Here is a 22,512-nt window from a genome sequence, read left to right as displayed (position 1 = left end):
GAAGGAATTTGTCGCGCGACCCGTCCGGCCTTTGCCTTGGCGAACGCGGGGCAGGGGGGCTGTCTGCCCCCCTCGGCCTGCGGCCTCACCCCCCGAGGATATTTCGGGCAAGAGGAAGGGGACCGCGCATGACCGAGACACTCACCCTCTTCGACACCACCCTGCGCGACGGGCAGCAGACGCAGGGGGTGCAGTTTTCCACCGCCGAGAAGCGCCTGATCGCGACGGCGCTCGATGACCTTGGCGTGGATTACATCGAGGGCGGCTGGCCGGGCGCGAACCCGACCGACAGCGACTTTTTCGCCGCCGCCCCGAAAACCCGCGCCACGATGACCGCCTTTGGCATGACCAAGCGCGTGGGCCGTTCGGCCGAGAATGACGATGTGCTGGCGGCCGTGCTGGATGCGGGCACGCCTGCTGTCTGTCTGGTGGGCAAGGCGCATGAATTCCATGTCCGCACCGCGCTTGGCTGCACGCTCGAAGAGAATGTCGAGGCCATCCGCGCCAGTGTCGCCCATTGCGTGGCCAAGGGGCGCGAGGCGCTGCTCGATGCCGAACATTTCTTCGACGGCTATCGTGCCGATCCGGCCTATGCGCTGTCCTGCCTGCGCGCGGCACTCGACGCGGGCGCGCGCTGGATCGTGCTTTGCGACACCAACGGCGGCACCCTTCCCGCCGAAGTGGGCCGCGTGGTGGCCGAGGTGATCGCGGCGGGCATCCCCGGTGAGCGGCTTGGCATCCATTGCCATGACGACACGGGCAATGCGGTGGCCAATTCGCTGGCGGCGGTGGATGCGGGCGCGCGCCAGATCCAGGGCACGCTGAACGGTCTGGGCGAGCGGTGCGGCAACGCCAACCTCACCACGCTGATCCCGACCCTGTTGCTGAAGGCCCCCTACAAGGACCGCTTCCGCACCGGCATCACCGAAGCCGCGCTTGCCAACCTGCTGCGCGTGTCGCGCCAGCTTGACGACATCCTGAACCGCGTGCCGCTGCGTTCGGCCCCTTACGTGGGCGCTTCGGCCTTTGCCCACAAGGCGGGGCTGCATGCCAGCGCGATCCTCAAGGATCCGACCACCTACGAACATATCGACCCCGCCCGCGTCGGCAACGAGCGCGTCATCCCGATGAGCAATCAGGCAGGCCAGTCGAACCTGCGCGCCCGCCTCGCCTCGGCAGGCATTGCCGTCGAGCCGAAAGACCCCCGCCTTGGCCGCATCCTCGAGATCGTCAAGGAGCGCGAGGATCAGGGCTACGCCTATGACGGCGCGCAGGCGAGTTTCGAGCTTGTCGCCCGCGCCGAGCTTGGCCTTTTGCCCACCTTCTTCGAGGTCAAGCGCTACCGCGTCACCGTCGAGCGGCGGAAGAACAAGTACAACCGGATGGTCAGCCTGTCCGAGGCCGTGGTGGTGGTGAAGATCGGCGAGACGAAGATGCTTTCGGTCTCGGAATCGATGGATGAGACCGGCACCGACCGCGGCCCTGTCAACGCGCTTGCCAAGGCGCTGGCCAAGGACCTCGGCCCCTATCAGGCCTGCATCGACGACATGCATCTGGTCGATTTCAAGGTGCGCATCACCCAGGGCGGCACCGAGGCCGTGACCCGCGTCATCATCGACAGCGAGGACAGCGCGGGCCGCCGCTGGTCGACCGTGGGGGTCAGCGCCAATATCGTCGACGCCTCGTTCGAGGCGCTGCTTGACGCCATCACATGGAAGCTGATCCGCGACCACGGCCAGCCGGTCGGCGCATGACCGTCGACGCCTGCGCGGCACTGGTCCAACGCGGCGACCCCGACCGTTTCGCCGCCACGATGACCGCCCCCGTCGCGGCCCGCGCGCCGCTTTTCGTGCTTTACGCCTTCAACCTCGAAGTTGCCCGCGCCCCTTGGGTGACGAAAGAGGCGATGATCGCCGAGATGCGTCTGCAATGGTGGCGCGACATTCTGGCCGAGGCGGCGAGGGGCCAGTCGCGGGCGCATGAAGTGGCAGGCCCCCTTGCCGCGCTGATCCGCGACAATGACCTGCCCGCCGGGCTGCTGGACCGTCTGGTCGAAGCCCGCCGCTGGGACATCTACGCCGACCCGTTCGAGGACCGCGCCGCCTTTGACGCCTATCTCGACGACACCGCCGCAGGGCTGTTCTGGGCCGGCGCTTGCGCCCTTGGCGCCCCCGCCGCAGCCGAGGCACCGGTCCGCGCCTTCGGCTGGGCTGCCGGCCTTGCCGCCTATCTTCGCGCCGTGCCCGCACTGGAAGACCGTGGCAGGGTGCCGCTGATCGACGGACGCGCCGAAGCCGTGGCCGCCCTCGCGCGCGAGGGTCTGGCGCGCCTTGACGACTATGCCCGAACCCGCGCTGCCATTCCGCAACCGGCCCGTGCGGCGCTTCATGCCGGTTGGCAGGCCCCGGCCCTGCTGCGCCTTGCCGCGCGCGAACCCCTGCGCGTTGCCGACGGCACGCTTGCGCTTTCGGAATTTGCCCGCCGTTTCGGCCTGACCCGGCTTTCGCTCCTCGGTCTCTGACCCTCTGCCGCAAACTTACCTTCTTTGCGTCGGCTCTGCGTCGCAAAGCGGCGTCAATCTTTCCCTAAGGAAATGATTGTCTCTGCCGTTAACGCTTTTGTCTTTCCGTGTAGCCGCCATTGCAGGAACCGCCCCGAAATGCGCCCGAGCCGAGCCATTCCCGTAAGAAGCGCCGCTTCGGTCGCCTATTCCATCCAGCCCGAACCCTGCGGCCTTGCGCAGGGCGCGCGTCTGCTGACGCCCTTTGGCTGGTGCGCGGTCGAAGACCTGCTTCCCGGCGATCTGGTGACCGACCGTGATGGCCATGCAACCTGCATCGCGGCGATCGAGACCGTCCATGTCCGCGGCCGCGCCGCCACCGTGCTGCGTGTCGCCGCCGATGCCTGCGGCTACGGCTGCCCCGAACGCCCCGTGCTTCTGCCCCATGATGCCGCGATGCTGGTCGCGGGCGATGCCTTGTCGCTGCATTTCGGGCTGGACGAGGCGCTGGTTCCCGTCGAGGCCCTTGCCAATGGCGAGGATGTCGCGGTCATCGAATTGCCGTCGGGCCTGACTTGGCACAACCTGACGCTCGAACGCCCCGCGCTCCTGGTGGTCGATGGCCTGCTGCTGGCGCAGGGCTGCGCCGCCGTTCCCAGCCTCAGCCCCGCCGATGGGCGCTTGCTGCGCCTGTCGCTTTAGGCTTTTTCCGTCGCGGGCCGCAGCGCCAGCCAGATCAGCGCGCCCCCCGCAAGGACAAGGAAGGGCAGCATGGCAAGGTTCACCGCCTGCCAGCCCGCATGCACCGATCCGCCCGAGCAGTTCATCAACCCCCCCGACGAGAACGACGCCATCGTCACCCCGCCAAAGACGACAAGATCGTTCAGCCCTTGCAGACGGCCCTTTTCGGCGGGGCTCTGTTCGGCCGTCAGCATGGTCGTGGCCCCGATGAAGCCAAAGTTCCAGCCAAGGCCAAGCAGGGCGAGCGCGATGAAGAAATGCTCAAGGTCAAAGCCGCTCATCGCCACCGCGCCCGCGCCCGCAAGAATGAACAGACCCACCGCCACCACCTTCTCGGCCCCGAACCGTGCGATCAGGTGGCCGGTGAAGAACGACGGGATATACATCGCCAGCACATGGCCCGTCACCACATCGGCCGCGTTGGATTTGGTATAGCCGCAGCCCACCACCGCCAGCGGCGACGAGGTCATCACAAGGTTCATGAGCGCATAGGACACGGTCGCGCAGATCATGGCGACCACGATGCGCGGCGTGCGGATCATCTCCATCCGCGTCCGCCCCTTGGACGCGCCCTCGACGGGCGGTTTCGGCTTGGGAATGTCGAGCAGCGTGAACAGGAAGATGCCCAGCAGGTTCAGCAGCATCACCGCGATATAGGTGCCAAGAAAGGGCACCACCATCGCATCCGCCGTCAGCTTCACCAGCTGCGGGCCGACCACGGCGGACAAAAGCCCCCCCGCCATCACCCATGAAATCGCCTTGGGGCGGAACGCCTCTGACGCCGTGTCGGCGGCGGCAAAGCGGTAGAACCCCTGCGCCGACATGTAGATGCCCGTGAACAGCGCGCCGATCACGAACAGCAGGAAACTTTGCGTCAAAAGGCCATAAGCCCCGATGGCCCCGCCCGCAGCGCCCCCCAGCGCCCCGACGGCGAACCCGGCCTTGCGCCCGTATTTCTGCATCAGGGCCGACAGCGGCGTCGCCGTCAGCATCGAGCCGATCACCGCAAAGCTGATCGGCAGCGTCGCCCAGCAGGCATTGGGCGCAAGGCTTTGCCCCGCCAGCCCCGCTACGATGAAGATCATCGGCATCTGCGACCCCATCACAGCCTGCGCCGCGACAAGGACAAGGACATTGCGCTTGGCCAAACGGTCGGACGCGGCGGCGGGAAGGGGGGATGTGGTGGTCATGATGCGCCTTGTCTAGGCCATGCTCCGGCTTTGGCGCAAGCCTGCCAGCGACACATGGCTTGCACATCTTGCCGCATGGGGGAATGCTGGGCGCATGGTCGGTCGCATCCTTTCAACCCCTGACTGTCTGGCCGAGGGCGCCGCATGGCTTGCCGCGCGCGATCCGCGTTTTGCCCGCGTCATCCCCCTGCATGGCCCGCTGCCGCTGCGCCGCAGGGACGAAGGGTTCGCGGCCCTTCTGGGGGCCATCGTCAGCCAGCAGGTCTCGGTCGCCTCGGCCCGGGCGATCATGGCGCGTCTGGAAGCGGCGGGCATGATCCACCCCTCATCCCTTGCCACGGCCAGCGACGAGGCGCTGCGCGCGCTTGGCCTGTCGCGGCAAAAGGCCCGCTATGCCCGCGAACTCGCCCGCGCGGGAATCGACTTCGACGCCCTGCGGCTTATGCCCGAAGAGGATATCGTCACCACCCTCACCGCCGTTCCCGGCATCGGCCGCTGGACGGCCGAGATCTACGCCATGTTCGCCCTTGGCCGCGCCGATGTGTTCGCGGCCAATGATCTTGCCCTTCAGGAAGCCGCCCGCCTGCTTTTCGACCTGCCCGCACGCCCCACGGAAAAGGACCTGCGCCGCATGGCCGAAGACTGGCGCCCGTGGCGGTCGGTTGCGGCGCAGATGCTCTGGGCCTATTACCACGTTGCCAAAAGCCGCGAGGGGATCACATGACGCGCCAACTCAGCTTCAAACGGGCAGGGGCCCCTTCGGGCAAGGCCCGCTCGATCGTCGTGCTGGTCCACGGCTACGGCGCGAATGGCGACGACCTGCTCGGCCTTGCCGACCCGCTGGCCCCGCACCTTCCCGGCACCGCCTTTTTCGCCCCCGACGCCCCCGAACCCTGCGCGGGCAATCCCTTCGGCTTCCAGTGGTTTCCCATCCCCCGCTTCGACGGCTCGACCGAGGCGCAGGCCCGTCAGGGGCTGGCCGATGCAGCAGACGACCTGAACGCTTTCCTCGACGCCCGCCTCGCGGACGAAGGGCTTGGCCCCGAAGCCCTTGCGCTGTTCGGCTTTTCGCAGGGGGCGATGATGTCGCTTCACGTCGCCCCGCGCCGCGACAGGGCCATCGCGGGCGTCGTCGCCTGCTCCGGTCGCCTGCTCGCGCCCGAAAGGCTTCAGGCCGAGATGCGGGTCAAGCCGCCGGTCCTGCTGATGCATGGCGACCGCGACGATGTCGTGCCCTTTTCCGACATGGCCGATGCCGGCGATGCGCTGGTCGGCGCGGGCTTCGACACCTATGGCCATGTGATGAAAGGCTCGGGCCACGGCATCGCCCCCGACGGGCTTGGCGTGGCACTGCAATTCCTGCGCGAACATCTGCCGCAGGCCTAGCAGAAGGGGGGCTTCGCGCCCCCCTTGAACCCCCCGCGGGATATTTGGACGAGTATGAAGGCCGCGTCAGGTGGTGGCGGCAAGATAGGCGGCGCAGCCCGTCAATGCCGCGAAATCATCCTCGACCACAGTGACCGAAAAGGCCGTTTGCAACAGATCGACCCGCCGCGCCTCGCGGAAGGTCTGCGTCAGGCCGAAGCGCGCGAAATGCGGGGTCATGGCGCGCGACATGCCGCCGATCAGGTAGATGCCGCCATAGGGCAGGTGGATCAGCGCAAGGTCGGCAAGGGCCTGCGCCAGAATGCGCGTGTAAAGCCGCGCGGCATGTTCGGCCACCGCATCGCCCGCATCCAGCGCTGCCAGCACATCGGCAGAGGCGAGCGCCCCCGCCTTGCCCGCCACGCTGGCCGCAAAGGCGTAAAGATTGGCAAGCCCCCGCCCGGCCAGCACTTCCTCGACCCCGCAATGCGCGGTCTCTCCGCGCGCGGCAAGCAGCCTTTCGATGAAGCGCATCAGCGCAAGGTCTTCCTCGGACCGCACCGGCATGTTGACATGCCCGCATTCCGACGGCGGCACCACCCGCGCCGCGCCGCTGCCATGCACGGGGGCCGCGTTCACACCCGTGCCCAGCCCCACGACCAGCATGGCCGCCCCGGCCTGTTGCGGCCCCTCGATCACGGGGCGCAGATTGGCCGCCGGAATATGGCCCAAGGCATGCCCCTGCGCCTGCAGGTCGTTCAGGATCGCGACCCGGCTTGCCCCCGTGACTGCCCGCAGCATCGGCGCATCCATCGCCCAGCGCAGGTTGGTCATCACCGCGACCCCGTCCTGCACCGGCCCCGCCGCCGCGACACAGACGCCCGACACGGCCGCCCCCGTTTCCGCCAGATAGTCACGCAGGATATCCGCGATATCCTTTCCCGCGGCCTTGTAGTCACCGTTCGGATAGCGCCGGATCGAGTCGGTCCGCACCACGGTTCCATCGGCCAGCGCCACACGTGTATTGGTTCCGCCGATATCGGCAAGGATGGCAAGCGTCATGGTCGAGGTCCCTCAGTCGTTGCGGGCCAATGCCCGTGCCAGCGCGTGGTACGAGGATTTGGGCACCCTTGCCAAGCTGTCGAAATCCACATGCACCAGTCCGAAGCGTTTTTCATAGCCCTCGGCCCATTCGTAATTGTCCAGAAGCGACCAGTAGAAGAAGCCCTTCACATTGGCCCCGTCCGAAATGGCCCGCTTCGTCGCGGCAAGATGGGCGAAAAGATAATCCTCGCGCACTGTGTCGGTCACCGCACCGCCCGCCAGCTCGTCTGCATTCGCCATGCCGTTCTCGGTCACGTAGATCGGCAGATCGCCGACATAGTCCCGCGCAAGGCGCGTCAGGAAATGGTGCAGGCCGTCGGGATAGATTTCCCAGCCCATCTGGGTTTTCGGCAGGTCGCCCGCAACATCGCCGATATTGGGCCACGGCCCCTCGACATGTTTCTGGATGTGGCGCGTGTAATAGTTCACCCCCAGCCAGTCGAGCTTTTGGCCGATCACGGCCATGTCGTCCTGCCATTTGGCGGGCATATGCGGGGCAAGCCCCTCAAGCACGGCGGCGGGGTAGCTGCGTTTGGTGATGGCTTCGATGAACCAGCGGTTGAAGATGCCGTCCCAGCGGTCGGCGGCGGCCACATCCCTCGGGTCGTCGCTTGCGGCATTGGCGTGGTCGAAGTTCAGCACGATCCCCAGATTGCCCTGACCCATGCCCCGCATCCGCTCGACCGCCAGACCATGCGCCAGCAGGATGTGATGCATCGCCCGCGCCGCCGCGCGGATATCGCGCAGGCCGGGCGCATGGACCCCCATGAAATGCGACAGCCACGCCACGCACCACGGCTCGTTGATCGTGGCGATGGCGGCGACGCGGTCGCCCAGTCTTTCGGTGACGGCCTGCGCGAAATCCGCAAAGCGCAGGCAGGTGTCGCGGTTGGTCCAGCCGCCCTGATCGGCCAGCGCCGAGGGCATCTCCCAGTGGTAGAGCGTCTGGAAGGGTTTCAACCCGCGCTCCAGCATCCCGTCGACCAGCCGGTCGTAAAAGGCCATGCCTTCGGGGTTCACCGTCCGCCCGTCCGGCATCACCCGCGCCCAGGATGTGGAAAAGCGGTAGCCGTCCATATTGGCCCGTTTCAACAGGTCAAGATCCTCGGGCCATCGGTGGTAATGGTCGCAGGCGCGCGCCCCGTCCTCGGCGCGCACCACATTGCCCGGCGTCGCGGCAAAGCTGTCCCAATGGCACGGCCCGCAGCCGCCGAACGCGCTGCCCTCGATCTGGTAGGCCGCCGTCGCGGCCCCGAAAACGAAGCCTTCGGGAAAGTCGAAACGGGACAGCATGTCAATTCCTCGCAGGGGCCGGTCCGGTCGACTGGCCGATGATCAGTTCCGCCTCGAGCAGCCTTTGCTGCGGCGCATGGTCGGGATGCGCGATGATGTCGAGCAGCATCTCCGCCGCCAGCCGCCCCGCCTCGCGCACCGATGACCGGGTGGCGGTGAAGATCGGCACATCCTCGCCGTTCTTCATGTAGGACAGGTCGTCGTCATGGATGATGATCGAGATGTCGCGTCCGATGGCAAGGCCGCGCTCCTCGACCGCGCGCCGCACGCCCATGCCCGAAATCATCGACGCGGCCAGAAAGGCCGTCGGCGGCGCGTCCATCGCCAGCATCGCCTTGGCCGCCCGATAGCCCGACACTTCCGTCATCTCGTCCGATGCCATGATCGCGCTGTCCGGTGCCAGCCCCCGCGCCAGCAGCGCATCGGTAAATCCGGTGCGGCGGCGGATGGCGAAATCCATGTTTTCCAGCCCGTTCACCAGCGCGATCCGCCGATGCCCGAGGTCAAGCAGGAACTCGGTCGCGCGCTGGAAGGCGCGGCGGTTGTTCACGTCAACCCAGGAATAGGGCAGGGCGGCGCCGGTCGCCCGGCCATGAACCACAAAGGGAATGCCGATCTCCACCAGAAGCGGAATCCGCGCATCGTCCATCTGCGGCGCGTGCAGGATCATCCCGTCCACCGTGCCCCGCGCCTTGAGGTCGCGATAGGTCTGCGTCTCGTCCTCGTCCGGCACGACCGACAGCACCATGTCATAGCCGTTCTTGGAATAGGTCTCGCCGGCGCCCGCGATGAAATCGGCAAAGATCGGGTTCATGATCTCGTGCCGCGTCGCCAGCGGGATCACATGGCCGATGGCAAAGGCGCGGCCCGTCGCAAGCCGGATCGCCTTGGTGTTGGGGCGATAGTTGTGCCGCTTCGCCGCCGCCATCACCCGTTCGCGCGTATCCTCGTTCACTTCGGGATAGCCGTTCAGCGCACGGCTCACGGTGGTCGGCGACAGACCGAGCTGCGATGCCAATTCCTTCAGATTCATGGCGGCACAACACCCAAACCGATTTCAATTCGGCAAGACACTAGACAGGATGGGCTGCAAGGTCAAAGCCAAACCCGACCTTTGCGAAAACGATTTCGCAGCCGCATAGCGCCGTAATCCCGCCTTTTGCGGCACTTCACAGCGCTTTGGATTGACAGGTGCGGGGCAATCGGCGACTGTGCGCCATCCAAAGCGGTTTGACCATTGATTCTGCCGGTGTTGGTAACATGCCCCGCGAGAGGGCGGGGTATTCTGGGAGGAATACGCATGAAATCGAAACTCTTCGCCAGCGCAGCCGCGCTCGCGCTTCTTTCCGGTGCTGCCTCGGCGCAGGACCTGAAATTCCCCGTGGGCGAAGGCCCGTTCAACTGGGACAGCTACAAAGCCTATGACGAGGCGACGAACCTCGATGGCCAGACCATCAAGATGTTCGGCCCGTGGCGCGGCGAAGACCAGGTTCTGGTCGAAACCATGCTGGCCTATTTCACCGCCGCTTCGGGCGTGAAGGTGGAATACTCCTCGTCCGAGAACTACGAACAGCAGATCGTGATCGACACCGAAGCGGGCAGCCCGCCCGATATCGCGATCCTGCCGCAGCCCGGCCTGATCGCCGACCTCGCCTCCAAGGGCTACATCGCCCCGCTGGGTGACGAGACGAAGAACTGGCTCAACGACAACTACGCTGCCGGCTCCTCGTGGGTCAGCCTCGGGACGTACAAGGGCAAGGACGGCGCCGATGCGCTTTACGCCTTCCCCTACAAGATCGACGTGAAGTCGCTGGTCTGGTATTCGCCCGACACCTTCGCCGATGCGGGCTACGAAGTGCCGCAGACGATGGAAGAGCTGAAGGCCCTGACCGACAAGATCGTGGCCGATGGCGGCACCCCGTGGTGCATCGGTCTGGGTTCGGGCGGCGCGACCGGCTGGCCCGCGACCGACTGGGTCGAGGACATGATGCTGCGCACGCAGTCGCCGGAAACCTACGACAAGTGGATCAAGCACGAGATTCCGTTCAACGATCCCGCCGTCGTGGCCGCCATCGATGAATTCGGCGCCTTCGCCAAGAACGACAAATACGTCGCCGGTGGCGCTGCCGCCGTCGCCTCGACCGACTTCCGCGACAGCCCCAAGGGCCTCTTCTCCTCGCCCCCGCAGTGCTACATGCACAAGCAGGCTTCGTTCATCCCCTCCTTCTTCCCCGAAGGAACCGAACTGGGCACCGACGCCGACTTCTTCTACTTCCCCGCCTATGAAGGAAAAGACCTCGGCAAGCCGGTTCTGGGTGCAGGCACGCTCGCCTTCATCACCAAAGACGGCGAAGGCGCCCGCGCCTTCATCGAATGGCTGAAAACCCCGATCGCACACGAGATCTGGATGGCCGGTTCCGGCTTCCTGACCCCGCTGAAATCGGCCAACACCGAAGCCTATGCCAACGCGGCGCTCAAGAAGCAGGGCGAAATCCTGCTCAACGCCACGACCTTCCGCTTCGACGGTTCCGACCTGATGCCGGGCGCTGTCGGCGCGGGCACCTTCTGGACCGGCATGGTCGACTACACCGGCGGCAAGTCCGCGCAGGAAGTGGCCGACGGTATCGAAGCCTCGTGGCCCAAGTGATCTGACGCAACGACGTCAACGGCAGGTCCGGCCCCGTCCGGGCCTGCCACTTCAAACAAGGCTGCGGCCCATGCGCCGCGCATAGGGGGGAGGGGTTCGGAATGCATCCTGCAGTGCAGGCCCTGTTCGTGATCGTCATCGGTGTCGGCGGTTGTGTGGGCTATTTCTACTTCTCGAACCTGTTTCTGGATAAAGTGCTCTATCCGGCGCGCGGTCCCCATGCGGGGCGCAACATCAACCGCGCCAACATGATCCGCCCGTGGCTCTTTCTCATGCCCGCGCTGGTCGCCCTCGGGCTTTATCTCGCCTATCCCGTTTTCGCGACCGCCTGGCTGTCGCTCAAGGGCAAGAACGGCGATTTCGTCGGTCTGGCCAACTACAGCCAGATGATGTCGGAAGCGAAGTTCTGGGAATCCATGCGCAACAACATGCTCTGGCTGATCGTTGTGCCCGCGCTGTCCACCGCCTTCGGCCTGCTTGCGGCCCAGCTCTCCGACCGCATCCGCTGGGGCAGCATCGCCAAGTCGCTGATCTTCATGCCGATGGCGATCTCGTTCGTCGGTGCCTCGGTCATCTGGAAGCTGATCTACGACACCCGCCCCGAAGGGCAGGCCCAGATCGGCCTTCTCAACGCGCTCTGGCTGAAATTCGATGGCGGCATCGGCTCGCTCCTGCTCCTCAAGGTGCTGCCCGCGCTGTTCCTTTTGTCGCTGGTCGCCGCTTTCGCCTATGTCGGCTGGCTCTTGCTGCGCCCCCTTGTCACCACCCCCCGGCGCGAGGGGGTCTGGGTCATGGCGGCCCGCGCGCTCGGCATCGCGCTGATCCTGTTCTTCGTGTTCGAGCTGGTCACATGGCTCGCGGGCCTTGCCGGACCGCTGCCCTATGGCACGCCGCAGACATGGCTGACGCTGCCTTACTGGAACAGCTACTTCCTGATGATCGTCCTCGTCTGGATCCAGACGGGTTTCGCAATGGTCATCCTGTCCGCCGCCCTGCGCGGCGTGCCCGAAGACACGGTCGAGGCCGCCATCATCGACGGCGCGAACCCCTTCCAGATCTTCTTCCAGATCAAGGTGCCGCAGATCATGTCCACCATCGTCGTGGTCTGGACCACCATCACCATCGTCGTCCTCAAGGTCTTTGACATCGTGCTGGCCATGACCAACGGCCAATGGGAAACGCAGGTCCTTGCCAACTACATGTATGACAAGCTCTTCCGCTCGCTCGACTGGGGCGTCGGCTCGGCCTCGGCGATGGTGATCATGCTTCTGGTCACGCCGATCCTTGTCTGGAACGTCTACAACGCACGCAAAGAAATGCGCTAAGGGGGCCGAAGATGGACAATATCGCAGGCAAGAAATCCGGCCTCGTCTGGGCTGTGCATCTTTCGACGCTGCTCCTCGTGGCGCTCTGGGTGCTGCCCACCTTCGGCCTTCTGGTCTCGTCCTTCCGCACGGGTGACCAGATCAGCTCCTCGGGCTGGTGGCGTTCGCTCATGACGCAGGAAAGCCAGCTCCCCGCCATCCGCCTTGCCGGAGACGAGGTGCAGAAAGACGGCGCCTATGTCATCGAAGGCCAGCTTTTCGACGGGGCAGGGGCCGAAATCAGCCGCTGGGGCACCTCCTCCAAGGAACCCGAGGCCTATGGTGCCGACGAAACCGCCACGCTCAACGACGGCGTCACCCTCACCGTCACGGCGGCAGGCAGCTTCGCCCTGAAATCGGCAGCCTCGATGGCCGACATGCGCATGCCGCGGGTGTTCGTCACTGCCGCGACACCGCCCGAATTCACCACCAACAACTATTCCCTGGTGCTGTTCAGCCCGCTGGCGGGGCAAACCATCGGTCAGGCCTTTCTCAACACGCTCACCGTCTCGATCCCCGCCACCATCATCCCGATCCTGATCGCCGCCTTTGCCGCCTATGCGCTGGCATGGATGGAGTTTCCGGGCCGCGCCCTGCTGGTCGCCATCGTGGTGGGCCTGCTTGTCGTGCCGCTGCAACTGGCGTTGATCCCGCTTTTGCAACTGCACAACATGATGGGCATCGGCAAAAGCTATCTCGGCATCTGGATGGCCCATACCGGCTTCGGCCTGCCGCTCGCCATCTACCTTTTGCGCAACTACATGGCCGGGCTTCCCCGCGACATCATCGAAAACGCCCGCGTCGATGGCGCGACCGATTTCCAGATCTTCGTCAAGATCATCCTGCCGCTGTCCTTCCCGGCGCTCGCCTCCTTTGCCATTTTCCAGTTCCTCTGGACGTGGAACGACCTGCTTGTCGCGCTCGTCTTCCTTGGCACGGGCAATGACCAGCAGGTGCTGACCGGCAACCTCGTCAACCTGATGGGTTCGCGCGGCGGCGATTGGGAAATTCTATCGGCCTCGGCCTTCATCTCGATCGCCATTCCCCTCGTGGTGTTCTTTGCCATGCAGAAATACCTTGTCCGCGGCCTTCTGGCCGGGTCCGTGAAATAAGAAAGCCTATCGAATGCAAGACGTTATCGGCACAGACGCCGGTTGGTGGCGCGGCGCGGTGATCTACCAGATCTACCCGCGCAGCTTTCAGGACAGCAACGGCGACGGGATCGGTGACCTTGCCGGTATCGCCGACCGTCTGCCCCATATCGCCGCCCTCGGCGCCGACGCCATCTGGATCAGCCCCTTCTTCACCTCTCCGATGAAGGATTTCGGCTACGACGTGTCGGATTACTGCGACATCGACCCGATGTTCGGCACCTTGGCCGATTTCGACCGCGTGGTGAAAACCGCCCACGACCTCGGCCTCAAGGTGATGATCGACCTCGTCCTGTCGCATACCGCCGATGTGCATCCGTGGTTCGCGGAAAGCCGCAAGAACAAGACCAACCCGAAAGCAGACTGGTATGTCTGGGCCGATCCGAAGCCCGACGGCACCCCGCCCAACAACTGGCTGTCGGTCTTTGGCGGCAGCGCGTGGCAATGGGACGCGCGGCGCGAGCAGTATTACCTGCACAACTTCCTCACCTCGCAGCCCGACCTCAACCTGCACCACGCCCCCGTGCAGGACGCGCTTCTCGACGTCGCGCGCTTCTGGCTCAAGCGCGGGGTCAACGGCTTCCGCCTGGATACGATCAACTTCTACTTCGCCGACAAATACCTGCGCGACAATCCTTCGCTGCCGAAAGAGCTGCGCAACGATTCCATCGCCCCTTCGGTGAACCCCTATAACCACCAGTTGCACCTCTTTTCGAAGAACCAGCCCGAAAACCTTGAATTCCTGCGTAAATTCCGCGCCGAGCTGAACCCCTACGGCGCCGCCGCCGTGGGCGAGGTGGGCGATGCCCAGCGCGGGCTCGAGATCATGGCCGAATACACCTCGGGCGGTGACAAGGTGCAGATGTGCTACCCGTTCGAGATGCTGCAACCCGCACGCCTGACCGCCGACCTTGCCGCCACAACCTTCGACCGTCTGGCCAAAGCCGCGCCCGATGCATGGCCCTGCTGGGCCTATTCCAACCACGACACCGTGCGCCATATCACCCGCTGGAACCTTTCCGAAGCGGCAGCAAAGACTTATGCGACGATGCTCATGTGCCTTCGCGGCTCGGTCTGCCTCTATCAGGGCGAGGAATTGGGCCTGCCCGAAGCCGACATCGCCTTTGATGAGCTGCAAGATCCCTACGGCATCCAGTTCTGGCCCGAATTCAAGGGCCGCGACGGCTGCCGCACCCCGATGATCTGGACGACCGACAATTCCCTTTGCGGCTTTTCCTCTGCGACCAAGGCGTGGCTTCCCGTCACCGCCCCGCACCGCCCGCTTTCGGTCGCCGCCCAAACGGGGCAGGCGGGCTCGATGCTCGAACATTACCGCGCCGCACTCGCCTTCCGCCGCGCCCATGCCGCCCTCCGCGACGGCACGATGACCGCATGGCACAGCGACGGCGCCGTGTTCTCGTTCCAAAGGCACGGCGGAGAAGACCTCTTCTGTGCCTTCAACCTGTCCGACGACAGCGCCACCGTCACCTTGCCCGCGGGCAACTGGACGGCCTTGGCATCCGAACTTCACGGCGCCGCCGTCACGGGGGGCGCTGCCCGCCTGACAGGTTGGGGCTTCGTCATTGCGAAAAGATCCTAGGGGGGAAGACGATGGCTGACCTGAAACTGGTAAACGTCGAAAAAGCCTATGGCGAGGTCAAGGTTCTCAAGAACATCAACCTCGACATCAAGACCGGCGAATTGATCGTCTTCGTCGGCCCCTCGGGCTGCGGCAAATCCACCCTTCTGCGGATGATCGCGGGGCTCGAGCGGATCACGGGGGGCGAATTCACCATCGACGGCGCCCTGATGAACGACATTCCTCCCGCCCAGCGCGGCATTGCGATGGTGTTCCAAAGCTACGCGCTCTACCCGCACATGACCGTGCGCGACAACATGGCCTTTGCCCTGAAGATCGCCAAGAAAACCGCCGCCGAGATCAGCGCCGCCGTCGACAAGGCCGCGCGCATCCTGCAACTCACCCCCTACCTCGACCGTCTGCCCAAGGCGCTGTCGGGCGGCCAGCGCCAGCGCGTCGCCATCGGCCGCGCCATCGTGCGCGACCCCAAGGTCTATCTCTTCGACGAGCCGCTCTCGAACCTCGACGCCGCCCTGCGCGTGGCCACGCGGATCGAGATTGCCCAGCTCAAGGAAAACATGCCCGACTCGACCATGATCTACGTGACCCACGATCAGGTCGAAGCCATGACCCTTGCCTCGCGCATCGTCGTGCTGGCGGGCGGGGGCATCGCACAGGTGGGCAGCCCGCTCGAACTCTATGAACGGCCCGAAAACGAATTCGTCGCGCAATTCATCGGCTCGCCCTCCATGAACCTGCTGGCCGGCGAAATCACCGGCACCGGGGCCATCACCACCGTCAAACTCGACAACGGCGGCACCGCCCGCTCCACCGTGCCCACGACCGACGCCGACAAGGGCCTGCGCGTCAACATCGGCGTCCGCCCCGAAGATCTGACCGCCGCCACGGCGGATTCCCTCTTCACGGGCGAGGTTGAAATCACCGAAGCTCTGGGCGAGGTGACGCTCCTCTACTTCAAACGCGCCACGGCCGAGGGCGCGCAACTCGTCGCCAAACTGCCCGGCATCCACACGGGCCTGCGCAAGACCACCGTCTCGCTGACGGCGCTTCCCGAAAAGGTCCATCTTTTCGCCAACGGGAAATCCTTGCTGTACCGCTAAGGAAAAAGGGGGCGAAAGCCCCCTTCAGTTCCTTTTATGGCTTATCTGCAAGCTGTTAGCGCGATTTTCTCGCGTGAAAGATGAAGCCCAGAAAGTTCAGCAACACCTGCGCGGCCAGAATGGCGGTCGTCCCGTCGCGGTCGTAATCGGGCGCCACCTCGACCAGATCGATTCCCACCACGTCATGCGCCTTGGCTGCCGCCTGCAAAATCTCCAGCACCTCGTAGTACAGGAACCCGCCGTGGCTCGGCGTGCCCGTTCCCGGCGCGATTGACGGGCAAAATCCGTCGATGTCGATGGTCACGTAAAGCCTTGCCCCTGCCGGAATGCGGGCCAGAACACCCTCGACCCCCAGCTTGCGCACCTGCCGCACCGACAGGATATCATCCCCCATCGCCCGCGCCGCATCGTAACCGTCCTTGCTGGTGGACGAGACATTGCGGATCCCCAGCGCGGTGATCCCCGTCACATAGTCCTTTTCCGCCGCCCGCCGCATCGGGTTGCCATGCCCGTGCCGCACCCCGTGGCGCACATCGACGAAATCCAGATGCGCGTCGATTTGCAGGATATGGATCGGCCCCTGGTCGTCAAAGGCGCGGATGCAGGGGATGTTGATCGAATGGTCCCCGCCGATGGTCACGGGCAGCGCCCCCGCCTTCAGGATCGCCCGCACGCCCTTTTCGATATTGGCATGGCTGGTTTCGGTGTCGGTATGCACGATATCGGCGTCCCCGATATCGACGATGCTCACCTCCGGCCCCAGATAGATCGCGTCATCCTCGTGGTCGTAAGCGCCCGCATGCCCGAACGAGAACAGCGTCGACGCCTCGCGCACCGCACGCGGGCCGAAACGCGCGCCCGACCGGAACTGCGTGCCAAAGTCGAAGGGCGCGCCCATCACCGCGATATCCGCGTCGATCCTGTCCCAGTCGCCCACATAGGGCCGCTTGCCAAAGGTCGAGATGCCGACGAAGGGCAGGTTCAACCGCCCGCTGTCATAGGTATTTCCGCTCATGCTGTATCCTGTTCTGATGCCGCCATGCTGTCGGCTTCCCTGCCAAAGGGCAAGAGGGCGGGAAGCAATTCCACCAGCCGATGCGCCGCCCCCGTGGGCGGATGCCCGGCATGATGCGCCAGAACCACCGGCTCGCTTCCCGCGTCCGAAATCGGCAGCGTCATCACCCGCTGCCCGTCATGGCTGTGCCGCGCAAGCGGCCGCGCATAGCTTATGCCCACGCCCAGACCGTTGGCCGCGAAGCTCCGCATCAACTCAAGGCTCGCCGTCCGGTGCGCGATGCGCGGGCTCAGCCCCGCCTGGCTGAACAGCCCGCGGATATGCCCGACCGACAGGCCCTGATCGGTCAGGATCAACGGCACTTCGGCCAGTTCGGCCAGAGTCACCGACCGCCGCCGCCGCAGCAGCGGATGGTCGATCGCCAGAACCGCATGGGGCACGACCCGCGTCAGCACCTGCCGCGCCACCTCTGTCCCAAGCCCGAGGTCCCATGTCAGCGCAAGGTCGATCCGTCCCAGCCGCAGCCCTTCGGTAATCGCCTCGAACCCCAGCACGGCGGGCTCCACGGCAATCCCCGTGCCCTCCAACCCGCGCAACACCCGCGCCAAAAGGGCAGGGGCCAGATCCTCGAAACAGGCAAGCCGCACAGGGGCCTGCACCACCGCCCCCGCCATCAGCCGCTCCATCGCGCCAAGCTGCGCCTGCGCCTCGGCCAGCCAGCCACGGCCAAAGGCCGTCGGCACCACCCGCCCACCGGCGCGCCGCTGGAACAGGGGTTGCCCCAAGGCCGCCTCAAGCTGCCCCAGCGCCACCGAAAGCGCCGGCTGCGAGACATGCAACGCCTCGGCCGCCGCCGTCACCCCGCCAAAGCGACCGACCGCGCAGGCATATTCGATCTGCCGCAAGGTGCCATTAATCATTGCTATGACCCATATCAGAACATATTATTTGAAACTATAAAGCCCCGCTGCCAGACAGGCCAGACCGAAGATAAGGGGCAAGTCATGGTCACCATAACCGATCAGATGGTCACGGATTTCCAGCGCGACGGCGCGGTCCTGATCAAGGGCCTTTGGGCCGATTGGGTCGAAACCCTGCGCGAGGGTGTCGCCCGCAACATGGCCGAACCGGGGCCCTACGCGGCCGAGAACCTCAAACCCGGCGAGGGCGGGCGTTTCTTCGACGATTACTGCAACTGGAACCGCATCCCCGAATTCGAACGCGTGATCCGCGAGTCGCAGGTGGCCGATGTGGCCGCGCGCCTCATGTCGTCGCGCCGCGTGCAGCTGTTCCACGACCACGTTCTGGTCAAAGAGCCGGGCACCTCGAAACCCACGCCCTGGCATCAGGACGGCCCCTATTACTTCGTCGCGGGCCGCCAGACCGTCAGCTTCTGGTCGCCGCTCGATCCCGTGCGCGAAGCCTCGCTGCGCTGTGTCGCAGGCTCGCACCGCTGGGAGAAAGAGGTGCTTCCCACCCGCTGGCTGGCCGAGACGAGCTTCTATCCCGACAGCGACAAATACATGCCCGTGCCGGACCCCGACGCCGAAGGCATGCGCGTGCTGGAATGGGAGATGGAGCCGGGCGATGCCGTGGCCTTCGATTACCTGACGCTGCATGGCGCGCGCGGAAACGAGACCGCCCAGCGCCGCCGCGCCTTTTCGCTGCGGTTGGTGGGCGATGATGCGCGCTATGTCGAACGCCCCGGCCGCACCTCGCCCCCCTATCCGGGACACGAGATGCAGGCAGGCCAGACCCTGCGGGAAGACTGGTTCCCCGTGCTGCGCGGCTAAGCGTTTCCTGACGCAGGAAACGCGACGCATTCTGCACGCAGAATGCGGTCCCACGCGGGGCAGCCGTTTTCTGCGTGCAGAAAACGTTGCGAATTCTGCGTCAGAATTCGCAGCCCGCCTGCGACCCGATGCCCCTTTCGCTTCCCGCGCCAATCCCTATCGTGGCGGGACGCAGAAGGAGACGTCATGGAACCCGCCCGCCACCGACCCAAGATGTTCCCCCCGCCGGAATTCCCGCCGCGCAAGCCGCGCCGCTTTGCCCGCACGCCCCCCGCGATCTTTCCGCCGATCCTCGGCCTGCTCGGTCTTGGCCTTGCCCTGCGGCGCGGCTTCGCGGCGCTGTCGCTTCCGGCCGAAATCGCGGACCTTCTGCTTGGCATGGCTGCGATGCTCTGGGCCTTTGCCCTGTTCGCCTATCTTGCCAAATGCGCGCAAAGGGCAGGGGTCGTGGCGCAGGATCTGCGCGTGCTGCCCGGCCGCAACGGCCTTGCCACCGCCACGATGGGCGGCATGGCGGTCGCCGCGGCGCTGGTTCCCGTGGCGCCGGCTCTGGCCTTTGCGCTGCTGGTCGCCGCGCTGGCCGCGCATCTGGCGCTGGCAATTACGGTCACAGCCCTTTTCCTGCGGCTGCCCGCCGCTGCCCGCCCGGTCGATCCGGGCTGGCATCTGGTCTATGTCGGGGCCATCGTCGGCGGACTGGCCGCCGAACCGCTTGGCCTGCACGGCCTGTCCGATGCGCTTTTCGGCCTGTCGCTGACTGCGGCGGTCCTGATCTGGGTCGCCTCGGCCCTGCAATTCGCCAAGGCGACACCTCCGGCACCGCTGCGCCCCTTGCTCGCCATCCACCTGTCGCCCGCGGCGCTTTTGTCCACGACCGCAACGGTCAACGGCTGGCCCATGCTGGCGCTGGCCTTCGCGGCCTTCGGAACGGCGCTGCTGGTGGCGCTTCTGTCGCAGGCGCGCTGGATCACGGCGGCAGGGTTTTCGCCGATGTGGGGGGCCTTCACCTTTCCGCTCGCGGCCTTTTCCGCCGCACTTCTTGCGCTGAAAGGGCCCTTTGCCTTGGGCGGCCTTTTCCTGCTTGCGGTGGCAACCCTTGCCATCCCCGCCATCGCGTGGCGCATCTTCACCCTCTGGGGGGCGGGCACCCTTGCCGCCAAGACCAACGCGGCCGAAGCCTAGGGCGCCCGATTTTTCGCAGAAAAATCGCCGCTTACGGGATGATCCGCGTGTATTTCACCCCGGCGAGCGTTGCCCCCGCGATCAGCCCCTGCTGGCCAAAGACAAAGGGAATGACCGGATCCAGCTCGGTCGTCTCCTTGCCGATGCTGGCGCCCTGTTCCGGCGTCGCATAGCGCAGATCGCCCGATGCCGCCCAGCCCGACCCGCGCCGGAACTCGGCCAAGGCTTCGTCGGTCATGAAGAACAGCGCATGCGCATATTGCTGCGCCCCGATCTGCAACCCGATGCTGGCCTTGGTGGCCGAATAGTAATCCACCGTCACATCGCGGATGCGCAACGCACCGCGCCCATAGGCCCCGCCATAGATGAAGCCCGCCTCGGTCACGAGCGGCATGTAAAGCACGCCCGCCGCCCGCTGCGACAACTCGCGCGTGCCGGGATAGCGCCCGAACAGATAGTCGCGCGTCGCGTCGACCCGCGCGTCGATCTGCCCCGCGCCGTTCGACCCCACGCCATTGGCGCAAGCCGCCGTCAGCAGCACCGCCGCGCCCGCACCGCCCAGCAAAGCCCTGCGTGTCACATGTTCCATCGTTCCGCCCTCTCCTGCCTCATTCGGGGCTCTCGTGCCGGCCCCGCTCGTTGCGCCAAGATTAACCTCTTTGCGCGGGCCTGTCATGCCCCGCCATCGCCTCAGGCAAAGCCCCGCCGATCACGTTGCAGGCACCCGCAGGGGCACCCGCAACCGTCAAAAGCGCCCGCGCCCTATCCCCAGACCCATCCCGCGCGCAGCTTTTTCGCCACGGCGGGGGCGAAATAGGTCAGCACCCCGTCGCATCCTGCCCGCTTGAACCCCATCAGGCTTTCCATCATCGCCTTCTCGCCGTCGATCCAGCCGCGCTCGGCCGCGCCCGTGATCATCGCGTATTCGCCCGACACCTGATAGGCATAGGTCGGCGCGCCAAAGGCGTCCTTCACCCGCCGGCAGATATCGAGATAGGGCATCCCCGGCTTGACCATGACCATGTCCGCCCCCTCGCGCAGGTCACGCTCGACCAGCCGCAGGGCTTCGTCGCCATTGGCGGGGTTCATCTGATAGGTTTTCTTGTCGCCCTTAAGCGCGCCCGAAGCCCCCACCGCATCGCGGAACGGCCCGTAAAAGGCGCTCGCGTATTTCGCCGCATAGGACAGGATCGCCACATCCCTGTGCCCCGCCGCCTCGAGCGCCTGCCGCATCGCGCCGATCCGCCCGTCCATCATATCCGAAGGGCCAAGGATATCGGCCCCGCAGTCGGCCTGCACCAGCGCCATCCGCACAAGGCATTCGATCGTCTCATCGTTCAGGATCACCCCGTCGCGCACCAGCCCGTCATGGCCGTTGGCGTTATAGGGGTCCAGCGCGATATCGGTCATCACCGCAATCTCGGGCACCGCCGCCTTGATCGCGCGGATCGCCTTGTTGGCCAGATTGTCGGGGTTCCACGCTTCCTCGCAGCCTTCGGTTTTCAGCGCGGGGTCGGTATAGGGAAACAGGCAAATGGCCGGAATGCCCAGCGCCGCCGCCTCCTCGGCCGCCTTCACCACCAGATCGACCGACAGCCGCTCGACCCCCGGCATCGAATGGATCGGCTCGCGCATGCCCACCCCGTCGCGCACGAACACCGGCCAGATCAGGTCACCGGTCGAGATCACCGTCTCTTGCGCAAGCGCACGCAGGGCAGGGCTGCGCCGCAACCGGCGAAAGCGTGTCATCGGGGTCGGGGCGGCGATGGGGCGCAAGGGCGGTTCCTCTCTCGGGTTGCAGGGGCTTGCGATATTGCTCTCTGACTGCCAGAGAAGAGGTCGCGCCTCAAGCCATGTCGCAACAAAGCGCGGGCTCGGGTCGGGAAACCGGCGGAGAATGCTTTGCAGTGGTATGACAAGATCTTCGAACTCATCGACCTGCGGTCGTTCTCGAACCTGTGGTATTGGCTCGGTCTCTCGATTTTCTGGTCCACCGTCGGCCATTGGGTGCTGGGCGTCCCCCATGACATGATCCGCCGCGCCGAGAACCGCGACGATCCCCACGCCTTGCACGATGTCGAGGCGCTCGCCGCCATCTACGTCCGCCGCCTTCTCTTCATCACCCGCACCGCCGGGGTCTGGCTCGTCGCGGGCCTGTCCTTCGTCCTCAGCGGGCTCGGGCTTCTGGCCGTGGCCTACCGTGTCGAATTCGCGCAGGCCCTGCTGTGCCTGCTTCTTCCCGCAACGGTGATTTTCCTGCTGACCCTGCGCACCGCCCGCCTGATCGAGGCGGGCGACACCCACGGCCCCGCGCTGCTGCGCCGCCTGCGCCGGCACCGCATGGTCGTGCAGATCATGGGCATGGTCGCGATCTTCCTGACGGCGGTTTTCGGCATGTATCAGAACATGCTGATCGGGGTTTACGGCTAAGCCCGCTTGACCCTGCCGCCGCGGCGGTTAAGTCAGG

21 protein-coding genes are annotated in these 22,512 nt (G+C 65.6%); 13 read left to right on the top strand and 8 right to left on the bottom strand.

The window, feature by feature from the left end:
- Window positions 1-128 precede the first annotated feature (128 nt).
- The 3 genes from cimA to H7F16_RS08645 all read left to right on the top strand — a co-directional run bounded on the left by cimA (window position 129) and on the right by H7F16_RS08645 (window position 3,202).
- A complete protein-coding gene (gene cimA, locus H7F16_RS08655; protein ID WP_185797164.1) occupies window positions 129-1,754 on the top strand; it encodes a citramalate synthase in 1,626 nt (541 codons plus the stop codon).
- Window positions 1,751-2,521: a squalene/phytoene synthase family protein gene (locus tag H7F16_RS08650; protein ID WP_185797163.1), complete on the top strand. Its 771-nt coding sequence runs from the start codon at window positions 1,751-1,753 to the stop codon at window positions 2,519-2,521. The genes cimA and H7F16_RS08650 overlap by 4 nt, the downstream gene beginning before the upstream one ends.
- A gap of 138 nt (window positions 2,522-2,659) precedes the next feature.
- Window positions 2,660-3,202, top strand: a complete 543-nt coding sequence (locus H7F16_RS08645) for a Hint domain-containing protein (RefSeq protein WP_185797162.1) — start codon at window positions 2,660-2,662, stop codon at window positions 3,200-3,202.
- Here the strand turns inward: H7F16_RS08645 and H7F16_RS08640 are convergent.
- Window positions 3,199-4,431, bottom strand: coding sequence for an MFS transporter (locus H7F16_RS08640; protein ID WP_185797161.1), 1,233 nt, complete (start codon window positions 4,429-4,431; stop codon window positions 3,199-3,201). The genes H7F16_RS08645 and H7F16_RS08640 overlap by 4 nt on opposite strands.
- 94 nt (window positions 4,432-4,525) lie before the next feature.
- On the opposite strand from H7F16_RS08640, the gene H7F16_RS08635 reads away from it, so the two are divergent.
- Window positions 4,526-5,155 carry a DNA-3-methyladenine glycosylase family protein gene (locus H7F16_RS08635; RefSeq protein ID WP_185797160.1) on the top strand — a complete coding sequence of 210 codons (630 nt, stop codon included), beginning with the start codon at window positions 4,526-4,528 and terminating at the stop codon, window positions 5,153-5,155.
- A complete protein-coding gene (locus tag H7F16_RS08630; RefSeq protein WP_185797159.1) occupies window positions 5,152-5,817 on the top strand; it encodes an alpha/beta hydrolase in 666 nt (221 codons plus the stop codon). Before H7F16_RS08635 ends, H7F16_RS08630 begins: the two co-directional genes overlap by 4 nt.
- Window positions 5,818-5,883: 66 nt before the next feature.
- On the opposite strand, the gene H7F16_RS08625 is transcribed toward H7F16_RS08630, so the two are convergent.
- The 3 genes from H7F16_RS08625 to H7F16_RS08615 are packed head-to-tail and all read right to left on the bottom strand — an operon-like array spanning window position 5,884 to window position 9,226.
- On the bottom strand, window positions 5,884-6,858 hold the full coding sequence (locus tag H7F16_RS08625; RefSeq protein WP_185797158.1) for a glucokinase: 975 nt from the start codon (window positions 6,856-6,858) through the stop codon (window positions 5,884-5,886).
- A gap of 12 nt (window positions 6,859-6,870) precedes the next feature.
- Window positions 6,871-8,193: a GH1 family beta-glucosidase gene (locus H7F16_RS08620; protein ID WP_185797157.1), complete on the bottom strand. Its 1,323-nt coding sequence runs from the start codon at window positions 8,191-8,193 to the stop codon at window positions 6,871-6,873.
- Between the two features lies 1 nt (window position 8,194).
- Window positions 8,195-9,226 carry a LacI family DNA-binding transcriptional regulator gene (locus H7F16_RS08615; protein ID WP_185797156.1) on the bottom strand — a complete coding sequence of 344 codons (1,032 nt, stop codon included), beginning with the start codon at window positions 9,224-9,226 and terminating at the stop codon, window positions 8,195-8,197.
- 267 nt (window positions 9,227-9,493) lie between these two features.
- Here H7F16_RS08615 and H7F16_RS08610 point away from each other — a divergent pair, with 267 nt between their 5' ends.
- The 5 genes from H7F16_RS08610 (at window position 9,494) to H7F16_RS08590 (ending at window position 16,055) form a co-directional block, all read left to right on the top strand.
- The gene (locus H7F16_RS08610) at window positions 9,494-10,840 is read left to right on the top strand and encodes an ABC transporter substrate-binding protein (RefSeq protein ID WP_185797155.1); all 1,347 of its coding nucleotides are present in this window, start codon (window positions 9,494-9,496) and stop codon (window positions 10,838-10,840) included.
- Window positions 10,841-10,941: 101 nt separating this feature from the next.
- Window positions 10,942-12,165 carry a carbohydrate ABC transporter permease gene (locus H7F16_RS08605; protein ID WP_185797154.1) on the top strand — a complete coding sequence of 408 codons (1,224 nt, stop codon included), beginning with the start codon at window positions 10,942-10,944 and terminating at the stop codon, window positions 12,163-12,165.
- Window positions 12,166-12,176: 11 nt separating this feature from the next.
- Window positions 12,177-13,316 (top strand): carbohydrate ABC transporter permease, encoded by a 1,140-nt coding sequence (locus tag H7F16_RS08600; RefSeq protein WP_185797153.1) that lies wholly within the window; start codon window positions 12,177-12,179, stop codon window positions 13,314-13,316.
- Window positions 13,317-13,329: 13 nt separating this feature from the next.
- A complete protein-coding gene (locus tag H7F16_RS08595) occupies window positions 13,330-14,955 on the top strand; it encodes an alpha-amylase family glycosyl hydrolase (protein WP_185797152.1) in 1,626 nt (541 codons plus the stop codon).
- Between the two features lie 11 nt (window positions 14,956-14,966).
- On the top strand, window positions 14,967-16,055 hold the full coding sequence (locus tag H7F16_RS08590; protein ID WP_185797151.1) for an ABC transporter ATP-binding protein: 1,089 nt from the start codon (window positions 14,967-14,969) through the stop codon (window positions 16,053-16,055).
- Between the two features lie 55 nt (window positions 16,056-16,110).
- On the opposite strand, the gene speB is transcribed toward H7F16_RS08590, so the two are convergent.
- Window positions 16,111-17,070: an agmatinase gene (gene speB, locus H7F16_RS08585; RefSeq protein WP_185797150.1), complete on the bottom strand. Its 960-nt coding sequence runs from the start codon at window positions 17,068-17,070 to the stop codon at window positions 16,111-16,113.
- Complete coding sequence (locus tag H7F16_RS08580) at window positions 17,067-17,990, bottom strand: LysR family transcriptional regulator (protein WP_185797149.1); 924 nt, start codon at window positions 17,988-17,990, stop codon at window positions 17,067-17,069. The genes speB and H7F16_RS08580 overlap by 4 nt, the downstream gene beginning before the upstream one ends.
- An 84-nt stretch (window positions 17,991-18,074) precedes the next feature.
- Here H7F16_RS08580 and H7F16_RS08575 point away from each other — a divergent pair, with 84 nt between their 5' ends.
- Both H7F16_RS08575 and H7F16_RS08570 read left to right on the top strand, forming a co-directional pair.
- Window positions 18,075-18,863, top strand: a complete 789-nt coding sequence (locus tag H7F16_RS08575; RefSeq protein ID WP_185797148.1) for a phytanoyl-CoA dioxygenase family protein — start codon at window positions 18,075-18,077, stop codon at window positions 18,861-18,863.
- Window positions 18,864-19,049: 186 nt separating this feature from the next.
- Window positions 19,050-20,045, top strand: coding sequence for an SLAC1 family transporter (locus H7F16_RS08570; RefSeq protein WP_185797147.1), 996 nt, complete (start codon window positions 19,050-19,052; stop codon window positions 20,043-20,045).
- Window positions 20,046-20,076: 31 nt separating this feature from the next.
- On the opposite strand, the gene H7F16_RS08565 is transcribed toward H7F16_RS08570, so the two are convergent.
- Window positions 20,077-20,634 carry a lipid-binding SYLF domain-containing protein gene (locus H7F16_RS08565; protein WP_185797146.1) on the bottom strand — a complete coding sequence of 186 codons (558 nt, stop codon included), beginning with the start codon at window positions 20,632-20,634 and terminating at the stop codon, window positions 20,077-20,079.
- 173 nt (window positions 20,635-20,807) lie between these two features.
- Complete coding sequence (hemB, locus tag H7F16_RS08560) at window positions 20,808-21,821, bottom strand: porphobilinogen synthase (RefSeq protein ID WP_185797145.1); 1,014 nt, start codon at window positions 21,819-21,821, stop codon at window positions 20,808-20,810.
- A gap of 126 nt (window positions 21,822-21,947) precedes the next feature.
- Between hemB and H7F16_RS08555 the strand changes: the two genes are divergently transcribed.
- Window positions 21,948-22,475, top strand: coding sequence for a component of SufBCD complex (locus tag H7F16_RS08555; RefSeq protein WP_185797144.1), 528 nt, complete (start codon window positions 21,948-21,950; stop codon window positions 22,473-22,475).
- Window positions 22,476-22,512 lie beyond the last annotated feature (37 nt).

The sequence above is a fragment of the Paragemmobacter straminiformis genome (assembly GCF_014243445.1).
GTDB classification, from domain to species: Bacteria; Pseudomonadota; Alphaproteobacteria; order Rhodobacterales; family Rhodobacteraceae; genus Paragemmobacter; species Paragemmobacter straminiformis.
Note: the sequence above shows the minus strand (reverse complement) of the source record. Positions and strands in the feature narration are given on the sequence as shown.

Excerpts from the sequence above, each read along its gene's own strand:
- H7F16_RS08590 (WP_185797151.1), top strand. The coding sequence starts at position 14,967 with ATGGCTGACCTGAAACTGGTAAACGTCGAAAAAGCCTATGGCGAGGTC.
- H7F16_RS08640 (WP_185797161.1), bottom strand. The coding sequence starts at position 4,431 with ATGACCACCACATCCCCCCTTCCCGCCGCCGCGTCCGACCGTTTGGCC.
- H7F16_RS08615 (WP_185797156.1), bottom strand. The coding sequence starts at position 9,226 with ATGAATCTGAAGGAATTGGCATCGCAGCTCGGTCTGTCGCCGACCACC.
- H7F16_RS08635 (WP_185797160.1), top strand. The coding sequence starts at position 4,526 with ATGGTCGGTCGCATCCTTTCAACCCCTGACTGTCTGGCCGAGGGCGCC.
- H7F16_RS08645 (WP_185797162.1), top strand. The coding sequence starts at position 2,660 with ATGCGCCCGAGCCGAGCCATTCCCGTAAGAAGCGCCGCTTCGGTCGCC.
- H7F16_RS08625 (WP_185797158.1), bottom strand. The coding sequence starts at position 6,858 with ATGACGCTTGCCATCCTTGCCGATATCGGCGGAACCAATACACGTGTG.
- cimA (WP_185797164.1), top strand. The coding sequence starts at position 129 with ATGACCGAGACACTCACCCTCTTCGACACCACCCTGCGCGACGGGCAG.
- H7F16_RS08580 (WP_185797149.1), bottom strand. The coding sequence starts at position 17,990 with ATGATTAATGGCACCTTGCGGCAGATCGAATATGCCTGCGCGGTCGGT.
- H7F16_RS08570 (WP_185797147.1), top strand. The coding sequence starts at position 19,050 with ATGGAACCCGCCCGCCACCGACCCAAGATGTTCCCCCCGCCGGAATTC.
- H7F16_RS08630 (WP_185797159.1), top strand. The coding sequence starts at position 5,152 with ATGACGCGCCAACTCAGCTTCAAACGGGCAGGGGCCCCTTCGGGCAAG.
- speB (WP_185797150.1), bottom strand. The coding sequence starts at position 17,070 with ATGAGCGGAAATACCTATGACAGCGGGCGGTTGAACCTGCCCTTCGTC.
- H7F16_RS08605 (WP_185797154.1), top strand. The coding sequence starts at position 10,942 with ATGCATCCTGCAGTGCAGGCCCTGTTCGTGATCGTCATCGGTGTCGGC.
- H7F16_RS08575 (WP_185797148.1), top strand. The coding sequence starts at position 18,075 with ATGGTCACCATAACCGATCAGATGGTCACGGATTTCCAGCGCGACGGC.
- H7F16_RS08600 (WP_185797153.1), top strand. The coding sequence starts at position 12,177 with ATGGACAATATCGCAGGCAAGAAATCCGGCCTCGTCTGGGCTGTGCAT.
- H7F16_RS08650 (WP_185797163.1), top strand. The coding sequence starts at position 1,751 with ATGACCGTCGACGCCTGCGCGGCACTGGTCCAACGCGGCGACCCCGAC.
- H7F16_RS08595 (WP_185797152.1), top strand. The coding sequence starts at position 13,330 with ATGCAAGACGTTATCGGCACAGACGCCGGTTGGTGGCGCGGCGCGGTG.
- H7F16_RS08565 (WP_185797146.1), bottom strand. The coding sequence starts at position 20,634 with ATGGAACATGTGACACGCAGGGCTTTGCTGGGCGGTGCGGGCGCGGCG.
- H7F16_RS08620 (WP_185797157.1), bottom strand. The coding sequence starts at position 8,193 with ATGCTGTCCCGTTTCGACTTTCCCGAAGGCTTCGTTTTCGGGGCCGCG.
- H7F16_RS08610 (WP_185797155.1), top strand. The coding sequence starts at position 9,494 with ATGAAATCGAAACTCTTCGCCAGCGCAGCCGCGCTCGCGCTTCTTTCC.